This window comes from Bradyrhizobium sp. (genome assembly GCF_050014615.1).
In the GTDB taxonomy this organism is placed as follows: Bacteria; Pseudomonadota; Alphaproteobacteria; order Rhizobiales; family Xanthobacteraceae; genus Bradyrhizobium.
Map to the genome: position 1 here is coordinate 1 of NZ_JBEKCZ010000016.1, position 16,145 is coordinate 16,145.

A 16,145-nucleotide genomic window follows, 5' to 3' on the forward strand; every position below is an offset into this window, starting at 1 on the left:
CCCAGACATGGTCGTAGCGATCCGGGTAGAGCAGCAGGTCGGTCCTGCGCTCGTCTTCCAGCACCGCTGGAAACCAGGGATTGTCACGCCAATTGGCGTTGACGATCACGGCACCGTCGGGCTTTTTGGTCCGGAAGAAATCGTCAATCGCGTCCGAGCGCCGGCGTGGATTCCACGACGCCCACAATTCTGAATTCTCGGCGCGAATGGTCGGACGCAGCAGCGAAAGACTACGCGCGCTCAGCGACTGTGCCTCGTCGACCCAGGCGATGCGAAAACCCTCCAGCGATTTGATCGAATCGGCCGTATGATCCTGCATGCCCCGGAAAATGATGACGCCGCCGCCGGGGGTGGCGATCTTGTCGCTGAAAATCTTGAAGCGGGGGCCGAGGCCGAGGCCCGCGATCTTGCTTTCGATCAGGCGTTTTGAGGATTGCGCCAGCGTCTTCTGCGCCTCGCGAATGCATACCGCCGAGGTGCCGCGCTCGGCCTGGCAAAGCTCGACCAGAAGTTCGCCGAAGAAATGCGATTTTCCCGAGCCCCGGCCACCGTAAGCGCCGCGGTACCGCACGCCGGGCGCCAGCAGCGGTTCAAATATTTTCGCTGTCGCGATTTTCAGCATGGACAATGATGCGCTCGATTCGGTGGATCAGTTCGAGGGCGCCGTCGTCGCCGTTCTCGATCGGTTGTGTAGCCTTGCCCCAGCCGCGATCCAGAATGGCATTGGCGGCGGACACTTTGGCGGTCGCCGTCGCGTCCTTGCTGCGCATCACGCCGACCAGCACGTTCAGCGCCGTGCGCGTATGGCTCCGCGCCAGCGAGCGGATTTCGGTGATGGTTCTATTAGGCATGGATGTTCTCGGTGAATTCGGGATCGCCCTCTTCAGGCCAGACATATTCGCAAGGCGCGGTATCGGCGTGATCCATCGCGAGATCATCAGGCGGTGACGCTGGGGCGGAAAAACCGGTGAGGCCCCGTTTGCTGCCCCGGCGCGGGATCAACGGAATGATGTCCGCACTCATGACAGGACCTCCCACAGCGCGATCGCGAGCAGGCCCGCCAAAGCGAGCGATATCAGATACGCGGTCATGTTGAATTCTCTCGTGATTGCGAGGCGCAAAGCGACAAAGCGGCCCGGCTGATCGCCAACACTGGTTCGGACGGCGGCGCGCTTGCAGACGCGTCTTGCGACAAGGCGCTGACATGGGAGATGCTGCGTCCCGGATGCGGCCGCCGTCCGATTCAAAAAACGGGTTCAAAAAAAATCGCGATTGAAAAAGCCCGCGACCGGTTTCCCGGCGCGGGCTCAATTGTTGCGACGATGACAATCGTGCCGGTGATTTGCCCGACGTGTCAAATTTTTTCTCGCGGCTGGCGGCGTGAAATCCAATTGCGAAATCCGAACCGATCCGCCGGACAAGAATTCCCTTGATCGTCGTGGCAAAACCGCGAATGCTTCGTGGACCATTTTTACCGATCAAATCGATCCGGCGTCACAGCAATTCATGGCCGAAATCACCCGCCCAGAGACCAGGAAGCCGCGAAATATGGTGTTCCGGCTGCTGGGTCCGGGATTGGTGACCGGCGCCGCCGACGATGACCCCTCGGGCATCGCCACCTATTCGCAGGCCGGGGCGCAGTTCGGCTACGGCCTGTTGTGGACGGTGTTTCTCACCACGCCGTTCATGATCGCGATTCAGCTGGTGAGCGGACAGATCGGCCGGGTCACCGGCAAGGGCCTCGCCGCCAATGTGATGGAACTCGCACCGCGCTGGCTGGTGCTGGCGCTGGTGTTTCTATTGGTCGCCGCCAACACCTTCAACATCGCCGCCGACATCGCGGCGATGGGCGAAGCGCTGTCGCTGGTGATCGGCGGCCTCAACCACGAACATGCCCTGATTTTTTCGGCGATCTCGGTCTTGCTGCAGGTCTTCGTGCCCTATCGACGCTATGCGCCGGTGCTCAAATTCATGACGCTGACGCTGTTCGCCTATGTTGCGACGGCGCTGACCGTGAACATTCCCTGGAGCGCGGCGCTGCTGGCGACGATCTGGCCCAGATCCACCATCAACACCGACTACTTCCTGATGGTGGTCGCGGTGCTCGGCACCACCATCAGCCCCTATCTGTTTTTCTGGCAGGCCTCGCAGGAAGTCGAGGAAATGAACAAGGGCAAGAACAATGGCAAAACAAGCCGCCCGCTTCGCGAACTGCGCCGCGGCGGCCATCCGGAAATTGACCGCATCAAGATCGACACGTCAGTGGGCATGATCTTTTCCAACGTGATTGCGTTTTTCATCATCCTGACCACGTCGGCGGTGTTGAATGCGCACGGGGTCACCAATATCAATTCGGCGACCCAGGCCGCCGAGGCGTTGAGACCGCTGGCCGGTGATTTTACGTTCCTGCTGTTTGCGCTCGGCATCATCGGCACCGGCATGCTGGCGATACCGGTACTGGCCGGCTCCGCCGCCTATGGCGTATCCGAAGCGTTCGGATGGCCCGCGACGCTGGAAGCCAGGGCGCCGGACGCGGTCGGCTTCTACACCATCATCGCCGCCGCCACCGCGATCGGATTCGGCCTCGGCTTCACCGGCATCGACTCCATTCACATGCTGGTGTGGAGTGCGGTACTCAACGGCATCGTCGCCGTCCCGATCATGGCGATGATGATGGTGGTCGTGACCAATTTCGAACTGATGGGGCGGTTTCGGGCTGGACCCTGGCTGATCGCGCTGGGCTGGATCGGCACCGCGCTGATGGCGCTGGCGGTGATCGCATTGCTGTGGTCGTTCTTCGCGGGATAAACGCGCCAGCCTTCAGTTGCGCGCCTGCGGGGTCAATTCCAGCCCCGGCGGAGACTTTACCCAGGAGTAAGTGTGGCTGGCGAGATCATAACCGCGGTCAAACAGCGCATTCATGTATCGGGGGTCAAAAGGTTCGCTGCGGGCTTCGCTGAAGTCGGACGGAATGCTCGCGAGATTGAAATCGATCCCATCACGCTTGGTGATGGAATAGATACGATAGAGGTCGCCGATTCCCTGATTCTTGATCAGCGTCGAGATTGACCGCGTCGTGATCGACAGGACGTTCTCGCTGACGGATTGCCATTCGGGGTCGATTTTCCCGTTTCTGATCACATACAGCCGCCGTTTGGTGACAGTCCTTCCCGGCTTTTGATTGCCGGCGACGAACGAGAAGATCGATGGCGCGATGAATACCTGCCTGGTGATGCCGCCATCGACATGCAGTTCATCATAATCCTTGCCGCCAACCCGCACCTGAATCCGGACCGGCGGGAACACCCCGGGAAGCGTCGCCGACGCCAGCAATATCTTTCGGAACAGCGATATCGCGTCGCGATTGTTGCTCATCGCGATCCGGCCCATGTCCCACAACACCGGCCTTTGCGTATCGAGATTGGTGGTGCCGATCAGCAGGATTCGACCCTTGGCGCGCTCCCTGGCGATTTCCTGCAAGAAGGCGGCGTCGACATATTTCTCGATCAGATGCGCCAACGGCGTGTCGTCGGCCAGCGCGGAACCATCGATCAGGCCGTGAACGTTGTAGATGTAGATGTCTTTTCTTTCGTACTTGGTGAAGATCTCGCGCAGCTGACCATCACGTTCGCGCCCGAGGAAGACGAACGGAGCAATCAGCGCGCCGGAGCTGACGCCGGTGACCAGATCGAACGCCGGCCGTGTGCCCGCATCGCTCCAGCCCACCAGCAGGCCGGCGCCGAAGGCGCCGTCGTCGGCGCCGCCGGAAATCGCCAGCAGATTCGAGACCGGCGACGATTGGGTTTGCGTCCTGGGCGCATCCGCCATCACGATCGCTTCAATGGCGGGCGCCGATGCGTCGCCCCAGAAACGGATATTGTGAAATCCCTCGAGGTCGATCTGACCGGCATTCGCCTGCGGCAGAACATTGCGCGGGGAAATCGTCGCGCATCCGCCGGTCAGCAAAGCGAGCGAGCTGATCAGGCCCAGCAGTGCCGCGCGCGGCAGCGCAACCTCAAAGCGGATATCGCGCAGTGTTTGATCAAAGGCAGCGATGGCCCGCCGAAAAGGTCTTAACATCGGCCGGCACTTCTTCTGATATCACCAGCACGCGACCAGGAGCGTGATCCCCAAGCCATCTGGCTATTTCTCGATATTTCCATCTCAGCAGATTATCATCCGATCGGGCTTGCACTTCAGTTATGAAGCCGCGGCGGATGAGTGTTGAATTTGCGGTATTATCGAGGCGGCTTGCACAACGGCTTTATTTGACAAAACTCAGATACGAGGCGAGCGCCTCGATTTCGTCCGGGCCGAGATGGCTCGCCACCATCGGCATCGGCGACTCCGTGCCCGAATGATATCCCTGGCCCCATTGCTCGAGCCGGCCCTTCAAATAGAAATAGGCCAGTCCCCCCAGGCGGGGAATATCGCGCACGCCCTCGGCGTTCGGGCCATGACAGGCATAGCACGACACGATATTGGCTTCCGGGATTCCCTCCAGGTAGATCGTTCTTCCCCGCGACGCGAGCGTCCTGTCGCCGTCATTGGCGGCTTTCGCTGGGATGGTGGCAAAATACTCCGCCAGATCGCGTGCCGTATGCGGATCGAGAGCGGCGACCGCGCTCCACATGTATTGCTTCGAAAACGGATTGTCCCGCGCGTGCTCGCGAAAGCTCCTGATTTGACTCATGATGTATTGCGGCCGCTGTCCGGCCAGCCGCGGCGCGACCGTATAGCCCTGCGCTCCGGTTCCGTGACACCAGGTACAGTTGCGGACGGCGGGGCTCTCGCCGGCCCACGATGGAGCGGCGGAGGCGAGGATCGCCATGATCGCTATTTTCAACCCGATGCGCTTCATGACCCCAAGCTTTCGCGCTTCATGTACCCACCGACATGTCGGCGTATGAGATGGCGGCACTCACTGCAGATAACTGACATAGGCCGCGACCGCTTCAACCTGTGACCGCGTCAGATTGTGTGCCGTCGGTGCCATGATGGCGGATGTATCAACCGCCGAGCCCTGGCCTCGCTCCGTCTTCCAACCCGTCAACTGGCCCACGGTGTATGCGTAGACCTGACCCGCAAGCCGCGGAATTTCGTTTTGGCCCTTGCCCTCGGTGCCGTGGCAGGCGGAGCAAGCGGGAACGTTGGATTCGGGAAGGCCTTCCTCGTAGATTCGCTTCCCGGCCGCGATCGATCCCCTTGGCGCGCCGCCGAACGGTCTGGGATTGAGACCTCTGAAATGCGTGGCCAGCGCCGTCATGATCGACGGGCTCAGCACATGCGCGACGTTGAACATGATCGGATTGGTCCGCCTGCGCTCGATGAAGGCCCGCAGCTGAGCCTCGATATATTCGGGCTGCTGCCCGGCAAGCCGAGGCATCGGGAAGTATCCGAGATAGCCCTGGCCCGACAGCCCGTGGCAGGTCTTGCAATATTCCAGCTTGGCCTCCAGGCCTCCCTTCGCATGCACGACCATGTCCTGCGCGTGACCGCTTACGGAGAAACCCAGCGCCAGCGCCGCCGTCAGCAACGTCAGCCGCAAGCCGGCGGCCTTCACGGCCCGGCCGCCTCGCCTGCCGCCTGACGGGTCTGCTTTGCGTGAAAAGGCTCCGACCATCACCAACCGGACCCCCAGATGTGAAAGTTCAAGCCGACCTTGACGACCTGAACGGTCTGCTTGGCGTCCACGACACCCGAGAAAGCGCCGCTGATCTGTTCGGTCATCAGAATGTTGCCATGACCGAATGAGTAGTAATCGTATTCGAGGTTGACGGACCAATGACGTGCGAACGCCCAATCCACGCCGCCGCCGGCGACATAGCCATAGCGATTGTCCAGCCCTTGAAAATTATAGGGAGGGGGACCCAAAAATGTGGCGCCGCTGACGTTGTACTTGTCTCCGGCCAGGGCAAGACCACCTCTGGCGTAAAGCAGGACGTTGTCGAAGGCGTAACCGACCCGCCCCGTCACGCTTGCAAGAAAATCGTTGTTCGCCTGCACGAGCGCAATGTCGGGACTACCGAGCGGGAGGAGAACATTCGTGCTGCCCTTCATGGTCGTGCCGGAGGCGGTGCCTTCGATACCGATCACCAGGTTGGAAGCGAACTCATAGTCGCAACCGATCTGCCCGCCGACCACGACGCCGGTCGGCGAAGTGCTTGTGGTAGTGGTCCCGATGGTCGAGCCGGTGCCCAAAAATGAATCCTGCACGAGCTGCACCGGATCCGTCATGTCATTGCGGCCAAACCCGCCGCCGAGATGGCCGCCGGCATAGCAGCTGGTCCAGCTGAACGGCGGCGCTACATAGGGCACCTCCGACTTCATCGGCAGGTCCGCCGCGATCGCGGGTGCCGCGAGGCTCACCGCGAGCGCCGCTGCATGGACGAAAACAAGCTTTCTCATCAGACAATCTCCGTATGCGGACACGTCCGCCTACATCGCAAACCAGGCATGGAGGAACAGGGTATTGTTGTCGTGGGCGCCGACCGTGGTGCCATTCAGCTTGTTGTAATAGGTGTATTGCAGGCCGATGCGGGCGTTGAACCACGGCCAGCCGATCATCTTGCCGGCCCCGAACGGGATGTAGGCGATCTCGGCCATCCAGCCATTGGTGTTCGGGGTCAGGGCGGCACCGGTGACGGGATCGGTCCCGTACAGGTTCAGATCGGCGGTGCCCCATTGATTGAAATATTGCCCGGTGAAAACGACCCGGTTGTCGGCACCATAAGCAAACGAGGCCTGCAGCTTGAGGCTGTCGAGCAGGTTGGTGGGATTGGACGCGCTCGTATTGAGAAAGCTCGCGTCCAGCCGCTGAAACTCGCGAATATAGCTGCCGCGCAACGTCAGCCAGTAATTGTCGCCCTGATACTGATATTGGCTGTCGAAGCCGATATCGGTGAACGTGTCGGATTGGGGAAACACAGCGGTCGACCAGCTCGCGAAGCTGGTATCGACCCATGGATGGACATTGAACTGCGCGCCGAACGCGCCGATCATCAGCGTGTTCCTGCCCCAATGCGGCTCCAGCGCGACGCGCCAGTAGGGCGCAATGCCGCCGAGCTGACCGGGCTCACCGAACGGATCGGTACCCAGCGCGTTCTGCTGGCTGAAGCCGAGCGTCTTGTAGCCGGTCAATTCCAGATAAAGCAGGTCATTGATAAAGGTGTAGGCGCCGACGCCGCCGACATGCGCGGCAAAGGCGCCCTCGATCGCGGTAGCATGGCCCTGTGGGCCCAGAATCGTCGAAGCGGCGTAAGGGAAGGACCATGCCGGTGTGGTGTTCCACACATCCTGCACGGACGGATTGTTGTTGGCGGTAATGCCATAGATCAAGTCGAGCGGCCCGATACGGGCCGTACTGGCATAGCGGACGTCGGTATTGTCCCAGGTCCAGGTGTGACCGAACGGATCGCCAAAACCTCCGGGCGGCACCGCGTTATAGGTGACTTGCGCGAATGCACCGATGTTTTCGGTGATCGCTCCGCCGTAGAACGCGCTGAACGGCGACAGCACGACATTGTTGTTGGCGCTATAGGGGTCCGCGCCGGTCAATGGCGCCTGGGTATGGGTATAGCCGACAATGGCCATCATCGAGATCGGCGGGACGTAGTCCTTGTCGGCTTCGGGTGTCGTCGGAGTCGTCGGCAGCGTTTTGACATAGCCCAGCATCTTGTCGTACTCGGCGCGCGCATCTTTGCCGGCCTGCGACGAGAACGGCGTCGTTCGGAATTCGCCACCGCCGGTCGTATAGCCGAGCAGCTTGAACCTGCGGCCGTAAGGCGTGAGTGCAGGAAAATCGGTATGGCAGGTACCGCAGGGCTGCCCGGTCTGCCGCGCGAAACTTGGAAGCGCCTGCGCCGGCGGAGCAAGAACGATCGTGAGCAGGCCGACCGCGACGGCAACCAACGCACCCGCGGCGAACAGCCGGCAATTGCCGAAGCGTCGGGAACAACGACCGCCATCACCTTGCATCGCGCACTATTCCGTTGTTTGCGACACCTCGCGCTACGCGCGAAGTCTGGGCCCGCCTACGCGACAACGATAGTCCAAGAGATGGAAGCGCAGCTAAGACAATAGCTGAAATGAATCAGATTTCGCGCGCGCGAGACATTTTGGCAACTATGGTTGCATATGCAACAAATCGACGTCCGACGAAATATCATATTTCGTCGCCCGTCGATCCGATAAACAGAAGCAGTGCCAAATTTGTCCGCGCCACCCCGTTGTTTGCGACACTCTGCGAACGCGCGCACCGCTCCCCAAGCCACTCAAGCGCTAGTCCCAGACCGACAATCCGAGTGAGCAAAATTGACCACTAAATCGGATTTCGTCCCAGTGAGGCTTTTTGGCAACGGCGAATACGCGTAGACAAAATGTCCCCGTCAGATCATAGAAGACCATCCACGATCGGATCGTCTGCTGACGGATTGCCCAGAGTGGTGGGGTTCAAAACCTTCGACATTGATCCGGATCAAATCGGCCCGGAAAAATTCAACTGGATCGAACCGCGCGGCAAGGCATAACGTGGCCATCATCAAAAGGGCGGCCTGATGCGCATTACATCCCTGGTTATGACAGCAGCCTTTGTGATCGGCGTTTCCGCGGCCGCTCGGGCGGAGGACAAGGGCAAATCCGACGTTTCACCAGCAGAGCTCAAGGCCAAGACCGACTATTGCAAAACCTGTCACGGGGTGTCGGGGCAAGGGTTTCGTGGATCTTTTCCGATGCCGCGACTGGCGGGACAGCAACCCGAATACCTTCAAAATCAGTTGCAGGCGTTTATCGAGCGCAGGCGCACCAACCCTGTGATGTTCAATGTGGCGCATGTGCTGAGCCCGGCGATGCTCAAGGGCCTCGCCGAGCATTTCAGGGACCTCAACCCTAAACCGCTGGGAGGAGGACCAAGGGAATTCGCCGCTGCGGGGAAGAAAATCTATGATGAAGGAATCCCCGCCACCAACGTTCCTCCCTGCGCGACTTGTCATGGACCGGAAGCCAAAGGCGCTGACGCCTTTCCTCGTCTGGCAGGTCAGCTCAATGACTATGTTACGAAGAAACTTCTGAACTGGAGCAAGGAACGCGGTCAGGACCCGGCAAAGCCTGACAATTCAGCCATCATGGAGCCGATCGCGCATGGTCTGACCGAAGCGCAGGTTCAGGCCGTCGCGGCGTATCTCGGTAATCTGGAATGATTCTCTGACGCCTGCAGGCAGCGATCAATTCTATACAGACGTGCGCTGACGTCGTGCGTAGGGTGCACCCCACCACGCGCGGCACAACCGATCGCGGACACGCAGGCCGTCGCAGCAGCATCGTGAAAATTGATTCGCGATGACGCCATTGGAAATGCCTCTCACAGCAGGACGAATGTCATGACAGAAACACGCGGAATTTCCCGACGGCAGGTTTTGACCATTGCCGCCGGCGCTACTGGCGCATCGGTCGCGAGCGCGGCTGCCGTCATCGCCATTTCGACGCCCGCGCAGGCGGCCAAGGCGTCGCAGAAAATCGTGAAGTACCAGGACACGCCGAAGGGCGAGCAAAGCTGCGAAAGCTGCGTCCAGTTTGAAGCGCCCTCGTCCTGCAAGACCGTGGATGGAACGGTTGCCGCGCAGGGGTGGTGCATGGTCTATGCGAAGAAGCCGGCATAAGCACAGTTTCCGGCTGCGAAATACCTGGTCTCGACGCAGCCGCGGGATAGACCTCTCGCGCCCAGCCCTGTCACCATGCTAATAGTCACATCTACCGCGCCAACTTCCGGTTGGCGGCACCACAGGGGATGCGGCAATGAAGAATGGGGCAATCGCAGGGGTTATGAGCCTTGCTTTGGTTCTTGGCGTGGTTCTTGGCGTGGTTCTTGGCGCATTTGCCGTCTCGTATCCGGCTTCCGCCCAGAACGCCGTGGGCGGACCGAAAAAGCCGGTCGCCATCGGCGGCGCGGCGAAGCAAACCTCACCCGTCGTACCCGCCAATAAGGGCGGATCAAACGCGAATTCTGCTCCTTCAACCTGCCCGACAGGTTCGTGTGTGGTGAAAGGCCCCAAATAGGCAACGTTCCCGGAAGCGGCGTGTCAGCCGCGCAGCCGGCGTCGCTTCTCTAAATCGAAACCTGCCGCCCGATCTCGACCACCTGATCGTTGGGAAGACTGAAGAAGTCGCTGACATGGACCGCGTTGCGCTCCATCACCGCGAAGAACCGCTCCTGCCAGGCGGGCATGCCCAGGCCGTCCTCGCGGCCGACCACGGTCTCGTGGCCGACATAATAGGTGACATCGCCAAGATCGACCGTGCAGCCGAGCGATTGGCTGGTCGTGAGCAGTTCCGGAATATGGGGCCGCTCCATGAATCCAAAGCGCGCGTCCGCACGCCAGAAATTCGGCGCGACTTCCGAGATCGCGACCCGGTTGCGGGATGACACCCACGGCACCGACTGAATTTCCACCCGCAGCACGAACACATGCTCATGCAGCGCGCGGTTATGCCGGACATGCCAGACCATCACCGGCGGAGTGTCCTTCTCGGTCCGGGTCATGAACACGGCCGTGCCGGGAACCCGCGGAATGTTCTTCGCGGCGATCATCGCCATGAACTCCGGCACCGGGATCAAGGCTTCGTGCATGCGCACCGAAATCGCGGCCGCGCCGCGATGCCAGATCCACATCACGCCGTAGACGGAGATCGCGAGCAGCAGCGGAACATATCCGCCCTCGGCGATCTTGGTGAGGTTGGCGAGAAAGAACGCGCTGTCGACCACCAGAAAGCAGGCCGCGACCGATCCGGCCGCCAGCAGGCTCCAGCCCCAGATCTCGCGCATCGCGATGAAGAGCAGCGCCGACGTCATCAGCATCGTCAGCGAAACGGCGATGCCGTAGGCCGCTGCCAGATTGTCAGATTTGCCGAAGCCGATGGTCAATCCGACGGTCACGATCATCAACATCCAGTTGACGACGCCGACATAGATCTGCCCATAGCCTTCCGACGAAGTCTGCTTGATCAGGAGCCGCGGCAGCCAGCCGAGCTGAATAGCCTGCCGTGTCATCGAGAACGCGCCGGTGATGATCGACTGGCTGGCGATGATGGTCGCGATCGTCGCCAGTACGATCAGCGGGATCAGCAGAACTGGCGGACAGAGCCGGAAGAAGATATTGCCGTCGGTCGGCGCGCCCTCCAGCACCAGCGCGGCCTGCCCGGCATAGTTCAGGATCAGGCTTGGAAACACCACCGCGAACCAGGCCATTTTGATCGGCCCGCTGCCGAAATGGCCCATATCGGCATAAAGCGCCTCGGCGCCGGTGACGCAGAGGAACACCGCGCCCAGCACCAGAAAGCCGGTCACCCCGTGCGAGAACAAATAGGACAGCCCATAGACGGGATTGAGTGCGGCGAACACGCTGGGGTGCTGCACAATGCCCGAAATCCCCATCGCCGCCATGACCAGAAACCAGAGCATCATCACCGGGCCAAAAAACCGTCCGATGGTGGCGGTGCCCTGCGACTGGATCGCGAACAGCCCGAGCAGGATCGCGACCGCGGCGGGAACCACATAGGGCTGCAGCGCCGGCGTCGCCATGTTCAGCCCCTCCAGCGCCGACAACACCGAAATCGCCGGCGTGATCGCGCCATCGCCATAGATCAAGGCCGCCCCGAACAGGCCGAGCGCCACGATGGTCGGCCGCTGCTGCTTCTTCACGCCCAAGAGCGCCATCAGCGCGAGAATGCCGCCCTCGCCGTCATTGTCGACGCGCATCGCGAACGAGACGTATTTGATCGACGTGATGATGAAGAGCGTCCACAGCACCAGCGAGAGCGCGCCCAGCACCGTGCCGGGATCCGACGCGGTATCGGCCGTGCCCAGGATGGTCTTGAAGGTATAGAGCGGGCTGGTGCCGATATCGCCGAACACAATGCCGAGCGCCGAAAGCGCCAGGACAGGCAACTTGCCCTGTGGCGTTTGCCGCGCAAATTCACCGGCATCCGGTGCCTGATTTTCGCTCACTGATGCGCCGTCCAATGTGGTGCCGCCTTATGTCACAACAGCCGAACGCTTTCTTACAAACTATCGCCTTCAATTGCGACACCCAAACGACCCGGCGGGTTCCCGGACGCATCGCCGTCGGCCGTCGCGGTGAGATTTTTCGGCACCAGCAGCAGGGCCGGAAGGATCATGGCGTAGACGACCGTGATCGCGATGACGCAGACGACAAAGCCGCCATAGTGATCGTAAAGGCTGGTCCCGAGCACGTCGCCAAATCGCGTGACGGCGAAATAGAGACTGCCGCACATCATCAGCATCGACCCCTGCAGGCCCCGGGGACTCGACCGCATGATCAGGTCCAGATAGGCGCCGGTGGCGACGCCGCCCATCAGGCCGATCGGAATCGCGGCGATCAGCGCACCCGTCACCGAATGGATGAAGAGCAGCGGAACCATTTGTGGAACCGCGGCAACCGTTCCCCACAGCAACAATGTTTTCAGGGGAAACCTGCGGCAGAGCAGTCCATAGACGATGAAGGTCGGAATGAAGGAGGCGGCGAAGATCGCGTTCCACAGCCCCCATTGGGCGTCGGTGGCATGCAGGGTATTCTGCAGGTGATATTGCAGCGGCGTGGTCGAGCCCGGCGCGAAATTCCATAACAGCCAGATCAGCAGCGTCGGATAGATCGGCCAGTGGCCCAACAGCCGCTTCATGTCCGTCACCGGGTGACGGTCGGGACCGTCCTCGATGCGAACATTGTCGAATACGTCTTTCGGCTTCCACAGCGCATAGAGCGCAATCGCGGCCATGATCGCGGCGCCGACAAGAAACAGGATGCGGATCGCCCGATCCGGGCTTTCAGCCTCGAGCATGCCGCTGAGCATGCCGCCCATCAGCAACGCGCCGACGGTGGGAACCGACAGGAAGACGTTCCACACCGCGCTGATCTGGCCGGTCATCGCATGCTGCTGGCCGATCGTCGTGGTCAGTCCGTTCTGGGCGCTGGCGACAAACAGAAACGACGCCGTCAGCACCACGACCGCGACCAGCAGCGTCGAATAGGTCATCGGCACGAAGGCAAAGCCAACATAGAGCAAGGCGTTGATGCCGCCGAACAGCAGCATAAACCCGCGATCCCTCATCCCCAGCGGATTCCAGACGTCGCGAATGAATCCAAACACAAAGGAGAGATAGAGCGGGATGGCGGTGATGAGACGGAAATGAGCGACCTCATGCGCCTCCAGATGCAGCCGGTTTTTGAGAAGAAAGCTGACCGGAATATCGATCAGGCCGCCGGAGGGGCCGCCGAACGCCAGCAGAACGATCAGCATGCCGAGATAAAGGAAGATGATCCGCCGCGCCGACAGCGGCAAGGGGCTCGGAGCGGCGCCGATGGCGGCACGGTCAATCGTCATGACGCGCGGTTTGTCCTGTGGCGATGGCAACACGAAACCCAAGGGGATGCCGCTGTTCGATCGGCCGGCACCCCTTCAGTGCGTTCGGTCCGCACCGGATTGCCGGCGAATCATCGTATCGGTTCGGCGCATGGTTTAACAGGGGCCGCGGCCTGACAGGCCGCCGTCTTCGCACCGATGCCGGTCGCGCGATTGACGGCTGTCGCTCAGAATTGGGGTTGCGGCTTCAGGCGCGTTTGACTGACGGCATGGTGAGATCGTCGCTCGCTTCCTGCACGCCATCCGCATGGGTTAGATGGCGGAAGCTGCCGATGGCGGCCGGGCGCCCGAGCAGATATCCCTGCACCTCGTCGCACATCTCGTCCTGCAGGAATTGCAGCTCGGCGCTGGTCTCGACGCCTTCGGCGAGCACCGGCAGGCCCAGTCCGCGACCGAGGCCCAATACCGCCCGCACGATCGTCGCGGCCTGTCCGTTGGAATTGACCGACGTGATGAAGGAGCGGTCGATCTTGATCCGGTCGAACGGAAACGCGCGCAAATTGGACAGCGACGAATAGCCGGTACCGAAATCGTCCATCGCAATCGCGATGCCGAGCGCCTTGATCTGCCGCAGCATCGCCAGCGTGCGGTTGAAATCGCGAACCAGCGCCGTCTCGGTGATCTCGATCTCGAGGCGCCGCGGCGACAGGCCGGTCTCGAGCAGGACCTCGTGCAATTCCTGGACGAAGCTGGCATTGTAGAGCTGCACGGCCGAGACGTTGATGGCGATCTTCAGCGGCTGCGGCCACGACGCCGCATCGCGGCAAGCCGTTCTGAGGACCCAGTCTCCGATCTGCAGGATGGCGCCGGTCTCCTCCGCGATCGGGATGAAAACCGCCGGTGAAATCTCGCCGCGTATCGGATGCTTCCAGCGCAGCAGGGCTTCAAAGCCGACAACTTTCCCGCTCTTTGCTTCCTGCTGGGGCTGATACGCCAGCCGCAACTCGCCACGCGTCATCGCAAGACGCAGATCGTGCTCGAGCATGCGGCGCTCGCGAACCTCGGCACCCATCTTCGCTTCAAAGAAGCGGTAGGTGTTGCGGCCTTCGGTCTTGGCACGATAAAGCGCCGTGTCCGCATGCGTGAGCAGCGACTGACGATCGGGCGCGTCGTCAGGGCAGATCGCGATGCCGATGCTGGTCGCGATGTGGCTGTCCGACGGTTCGCCCGAACCTGACGCACGAAGCGCTTCGAGAACGATCTCGGCAAACCGGCCGGCTTCCGCGGGACCGGCCACATCAGGCATCAGAATGACGAACTCGTCACCGCCGAGGCGAGCCAGCATTTGCCGTTGCCCCAGCAACGCGGAGACGCGGGAAGCGACCAATTGCAAAACCTTGTCGCCGGCGGCGTGGCCGAACAGGTCGTTGACTTCCTTGAACCGGTCGAGATCGAGGCAGAGCACCGCGAGCCGATTGCCCGGGGTCATGGCCGCGATCTCCTGGTCGACCCGCGCGTTGAAATGGCTACGGTTAGGAATCGAGGTAAGCGCGTCATGATGCGCCAGAAAATAGATGTGCTGCTCGGCCTCCTTGCGCGCCTTCAGATCGCGAACCGCGACCACCTGGTGCGGCCGTCCAGCAAACACGATCGGGCGCAGGATCAGCTCGACCGGGGTCAGCGAGCCGTCACGGTGGCGCAATTCCGTCTCAATCGGCTCGTTCGGCCGGGACAGCAGCTCGGTGCGGGCGATCTGGTCGGGAACACAACGTTCGAGTTTTTTGCCGGCGAGTTCGCCGGTCGACAGGCCGGTCAGATCGGAAAAGCTTCGGTTGACCGAGACGATCATCTCGCCGTCGCACACCAGAAGGCCCTCGATCGAGGCGTCCGCGAGATCGCGCATCCGGTCGGTTTCAAGTTCGGAACGGCGATGGTCGCGGATATCGAGCACCACGCCCGCGAATGCCAGCGCCAGAATGGCGAGGCTTGCGATCGCCACGCCGACCGCCAGCCATCCGGCCGGCAACGCCGATTGCGACACCTCGATGGTCGGGTAGGGAATAATCGCCACCGCACCCATCGCGGTGAAGTGATGGCTGCAGATCGCGAGCGTCAACAGCAGCGCGCCGCCGATCTTCCACTTCTCCTGATCGCCGTGAAGCCCGACCGGAAGCGCGACAGCACCGATGACCCCGCCAAGCACGATCGACGACGCCACGAGAACGGGATCCCACAGGATGATGCCCGCAATCTCAAATGCGGCCATTCCAGTGTAATGCATGGCTGCTATGCCGCCGCCAACGATGGCACCGCCGATCCACGGCCCGTGGCGCCAGTTCGGAATCAGCGATACCGCGAGCCCGGCGCCGGTCAGCAGAATGGCGGCGACCAGCGATAGCAGGGTTAACGCAATATTATAGCCGTGCGGAATCTCCGGGGTGAACGCCAGCATCGCAACGAAGTGCGTCGCCCAGATACCGAATCCGGTGGATATGGCTGATACCGCGAGCCAAGTGCTTCGCATCCGCCCGCTGGATTTGCGGGCATGGCGAAGCAGATTGATGGCCGTAAACGACGCCAGCACGCACACGAACGCCGCGAGACCGACCAGCCTCAGATCATGTTCGGTGACGATGCAGTTGTAGACCTTCAGCATCCGATAGCTCCGCCGCGGTGGAGACCTCTCCGTCGCGGGGGACGCTAGCGGGAACTCTGTGAAATTCGAGTAAATGCATGAGGTTAAGCAATTAGTCTGGCCGCTGCATTTATGA

General features: G+C 61.3%; 15 protein-coding genes. 4 read left to right on the forward strand and 11 right to left on the reverse strand.

Going from position 1 to position 16,145, the window contains the following annotated elements; genetic code table 11:
• The 3 genes from ABR948_RS04335 to ABR948_RS04345 form a co-directional block, all read right to left on the reverse strand.
• Nucleotides 1-628 (reverse strand): phage terminase large subunit (locus ABR948_RS04335; protein ID WP_428114209.1); only part of this gene is annotated, 628 nt, incomplete at its 3' end.
• A complete protein-coding gene (locus ABR948_RS04340; protein ID WP_428114210.1) occupies nucleotides 591-851 on the reverse strand; it encodes a hypothetical protein in 261 nt (86 codons plus the stop codon). The genes ABR948_RS04340 and ABR948_RS04335, both read right to left, overlap by 38 nt.
• A complete protein-coding gene (locus ABR948_RS04345; RefSeq protein WP_428114211.1) occupies nucleotides 844-1,482 on the reverse strand; it encodes a hypothetical protein in 639 nt (212 codons plus the stop codon). The genes ABR948_RS04340 and ABR948_RS04345 overlap by 8 nt, the downstream gene beginning before the upstream one ends.
• Nucleotides 1,483-1,506: 24 nt before the next feature.
• On the opposite strand from ABR948_RS04345, the gene ABR948_RS04350 reads away from it, so the two are divergent.
• Nucleotides 1,507-2,808, forward strand: coding sequence for an NRAMP family divalent metal transporter (locus ABR948_RS04350; protein WP_428114212.1), 1,302 nt, complete (start codon nucleotides 1,507-1,509; stop codon nucleotides 2,806-2,808).
• Nucleotides 2,809-2,820: 12 nt separating this feature from the next.
• Here the strand turns inward: ABR948_RS04350 and ABR948_RS04355 are convergent, their stop codons facing one another.
• The 5 genes from ABR948_RS04355 to ABR948_RS04375 all read right to left on the reverse strand — a co-directional run bounded on the left by ABR948_RS04355 (nucleotide 2,821) and on the right by ABR948_RS04375 (nucleotide 7,977).
• Nucleotides 2,821-4,080: a patatin-like phospholipase family protein gene (locus ABR948_RS04355; RefSeq protein WP_428114213.1), complete on the reverse strand. Its 1,260-nt coding sequence runs from the start codon at nucleotides 4,078-4,080 to the stop codon at nucleotides 2,821-2,823.
• Between the two features lie 184 nt (nucleotides 4,081-4,264).
• Nucleotides 4,265-4,861, reverse strand: coding sequence for a c-type cytochrome (locus ABR948_RS04360; RefSeq protein ID WP_428114214.1), 597 nt, complete (start codon nucleotides 4,859-4,861; stop codon nucleotides 4,265-4,267).
• Between the two features lie 60 nt (nucleotides 4,862-4,921).
• Entirely contained in the window at nucleotides 4,922-5,563 is a 642-nt protein-coding gene (locus ABR948_RS04365) for a c-type cytochrome (protein ID WP_428114215.1), read from the reverse strand.
• A gap of 59 nt (nucleotides 5,564-5,622) precedes the next feature.
• Nucleotides 5,623-6,369, reverse strand: coding sequence for an outer membrane protein (locus ABR948_RS04370; protein ID WP_428114216.1), 747 nt, complete (start codon nucleotides 6,367-6,369; stop codon nucleotides 5,623-5,625).
• 69 nt (nucleotides 6,370-6,438) lie between these two features.
• Nucleotides 6,439-7,977 carry a cytochrome C gene (locus ABR948_RS04375; protein WP_428114217.1) on the reverse strand — a complete coding sequence of 513 codons (1,539 nt, stop codon included), beginning with the start codon at nucleotides 7,975-7,977 and terminating at the stop codon, nucleotides 6,439-6,441.
• A gap of 578 nt (nucleotides 7,978-8,555) precedes the next feature.
• Here ABR948_RS04375 and ABR948_RS04380 point away from each other — a divergent pair.
• The 3 genes from ABR948_RS04380 (at nucleotide 8,556) to ABR948_RS04390 (ending at nucleotide 10,053) form a co-directional block, all read left to right on the forward strand.
• Nucleotides 8,556-9,197 (forward strand): c-type cytochrome, encoded by a 642-nt coding sequence (locus ABR948_RS04380; protein ID WP_428114218.1) that lies wholly within the window; start codon nucleotides 8,556-8,558, stop codon nucleotides 9,195-9,197.
• A 180-nt stretch (nucleotides 9,198-9,377) separates the two neighbouring features.
• The gene (locus ABR948_RS04385; RefSeq protein ID WP_428114219.1) at nucleotides 9,378-9,656 is read left to right on the forward strand and encodes a high-potential iron-sulfur protein; all 279 of its coding nucleotides are present in this window, start codon (nucleotides 9,378-9,380) and stop codon (nucleotides 9,654-9,656) included.
• Between the two features lie 136 nt (nucleotides 9,657-9,792).
• Nucleotides 9,793-10,053, forward strand: coding sequence for a hypothetical protein (locus ABR948_RS04390; RefSeq protein ID WP_428114220.1), 261 nt, complete (start codon nucleotides 9,793-9,795; stop codon nucleotides 10,051-10,053).
• Nucleotides 10,054-10,102: 49 nt separating this feature from the next.
• On the opposite strand, the gene ABR948_RS04395 is transcribed toward ABR948_RS04390, so the two are convergent.
• The 3 genes from ABR948_RS04395 to ABR948_RS04405 all read right to left on the reverse strand — a co-directional run bounded on the left by ABR948_RS04395 (nucleotide 10,103) and on the right by ABR948_RS04405 (nucleotide 16,030).
• Nucleotides 10,103-12,001 (reverse strand): potassium transporter Kup, encoded by a 1,899-nt coding sequence (locus ABR948_RS04395; protein WP_428114221.1) that lies wholly within the window; start codon nucleotides 11,999-12,001, stop codon nucleotides 10,103-10,105.
• A 53-nt stretch (nucleotides 12,002-12,054) separates the two neighbouring features.
• A complete protein-coding gene (locus tag ABR948_RS04400) occupies nucleotides 12,055-13,395 on the reverse strand; it encodes an MFS transporter (RefSeq protein ID WP_428114222.1) in 1,341 nt (446 codons plus the stop codon).
• A gap of 226 nt (nucleotides 13,396-13,621) precedes the next feature.
• Nucleotides 13,622-16,030 (reverse strand): bifunctional diguanylate cyclase/phosphodiesterase, encoded by a 2,409-nt coding sequence (locus tag ABR948_RS04405; RefSeq protein ID WP_428114223.1) that lies wholly within the window; start codon nucleotides 16,028-16,030, stop codon nucleotides 13,622-13,624.
• Nucleotides 16,031-16,145: the final 115 nt, after the last annotated feature.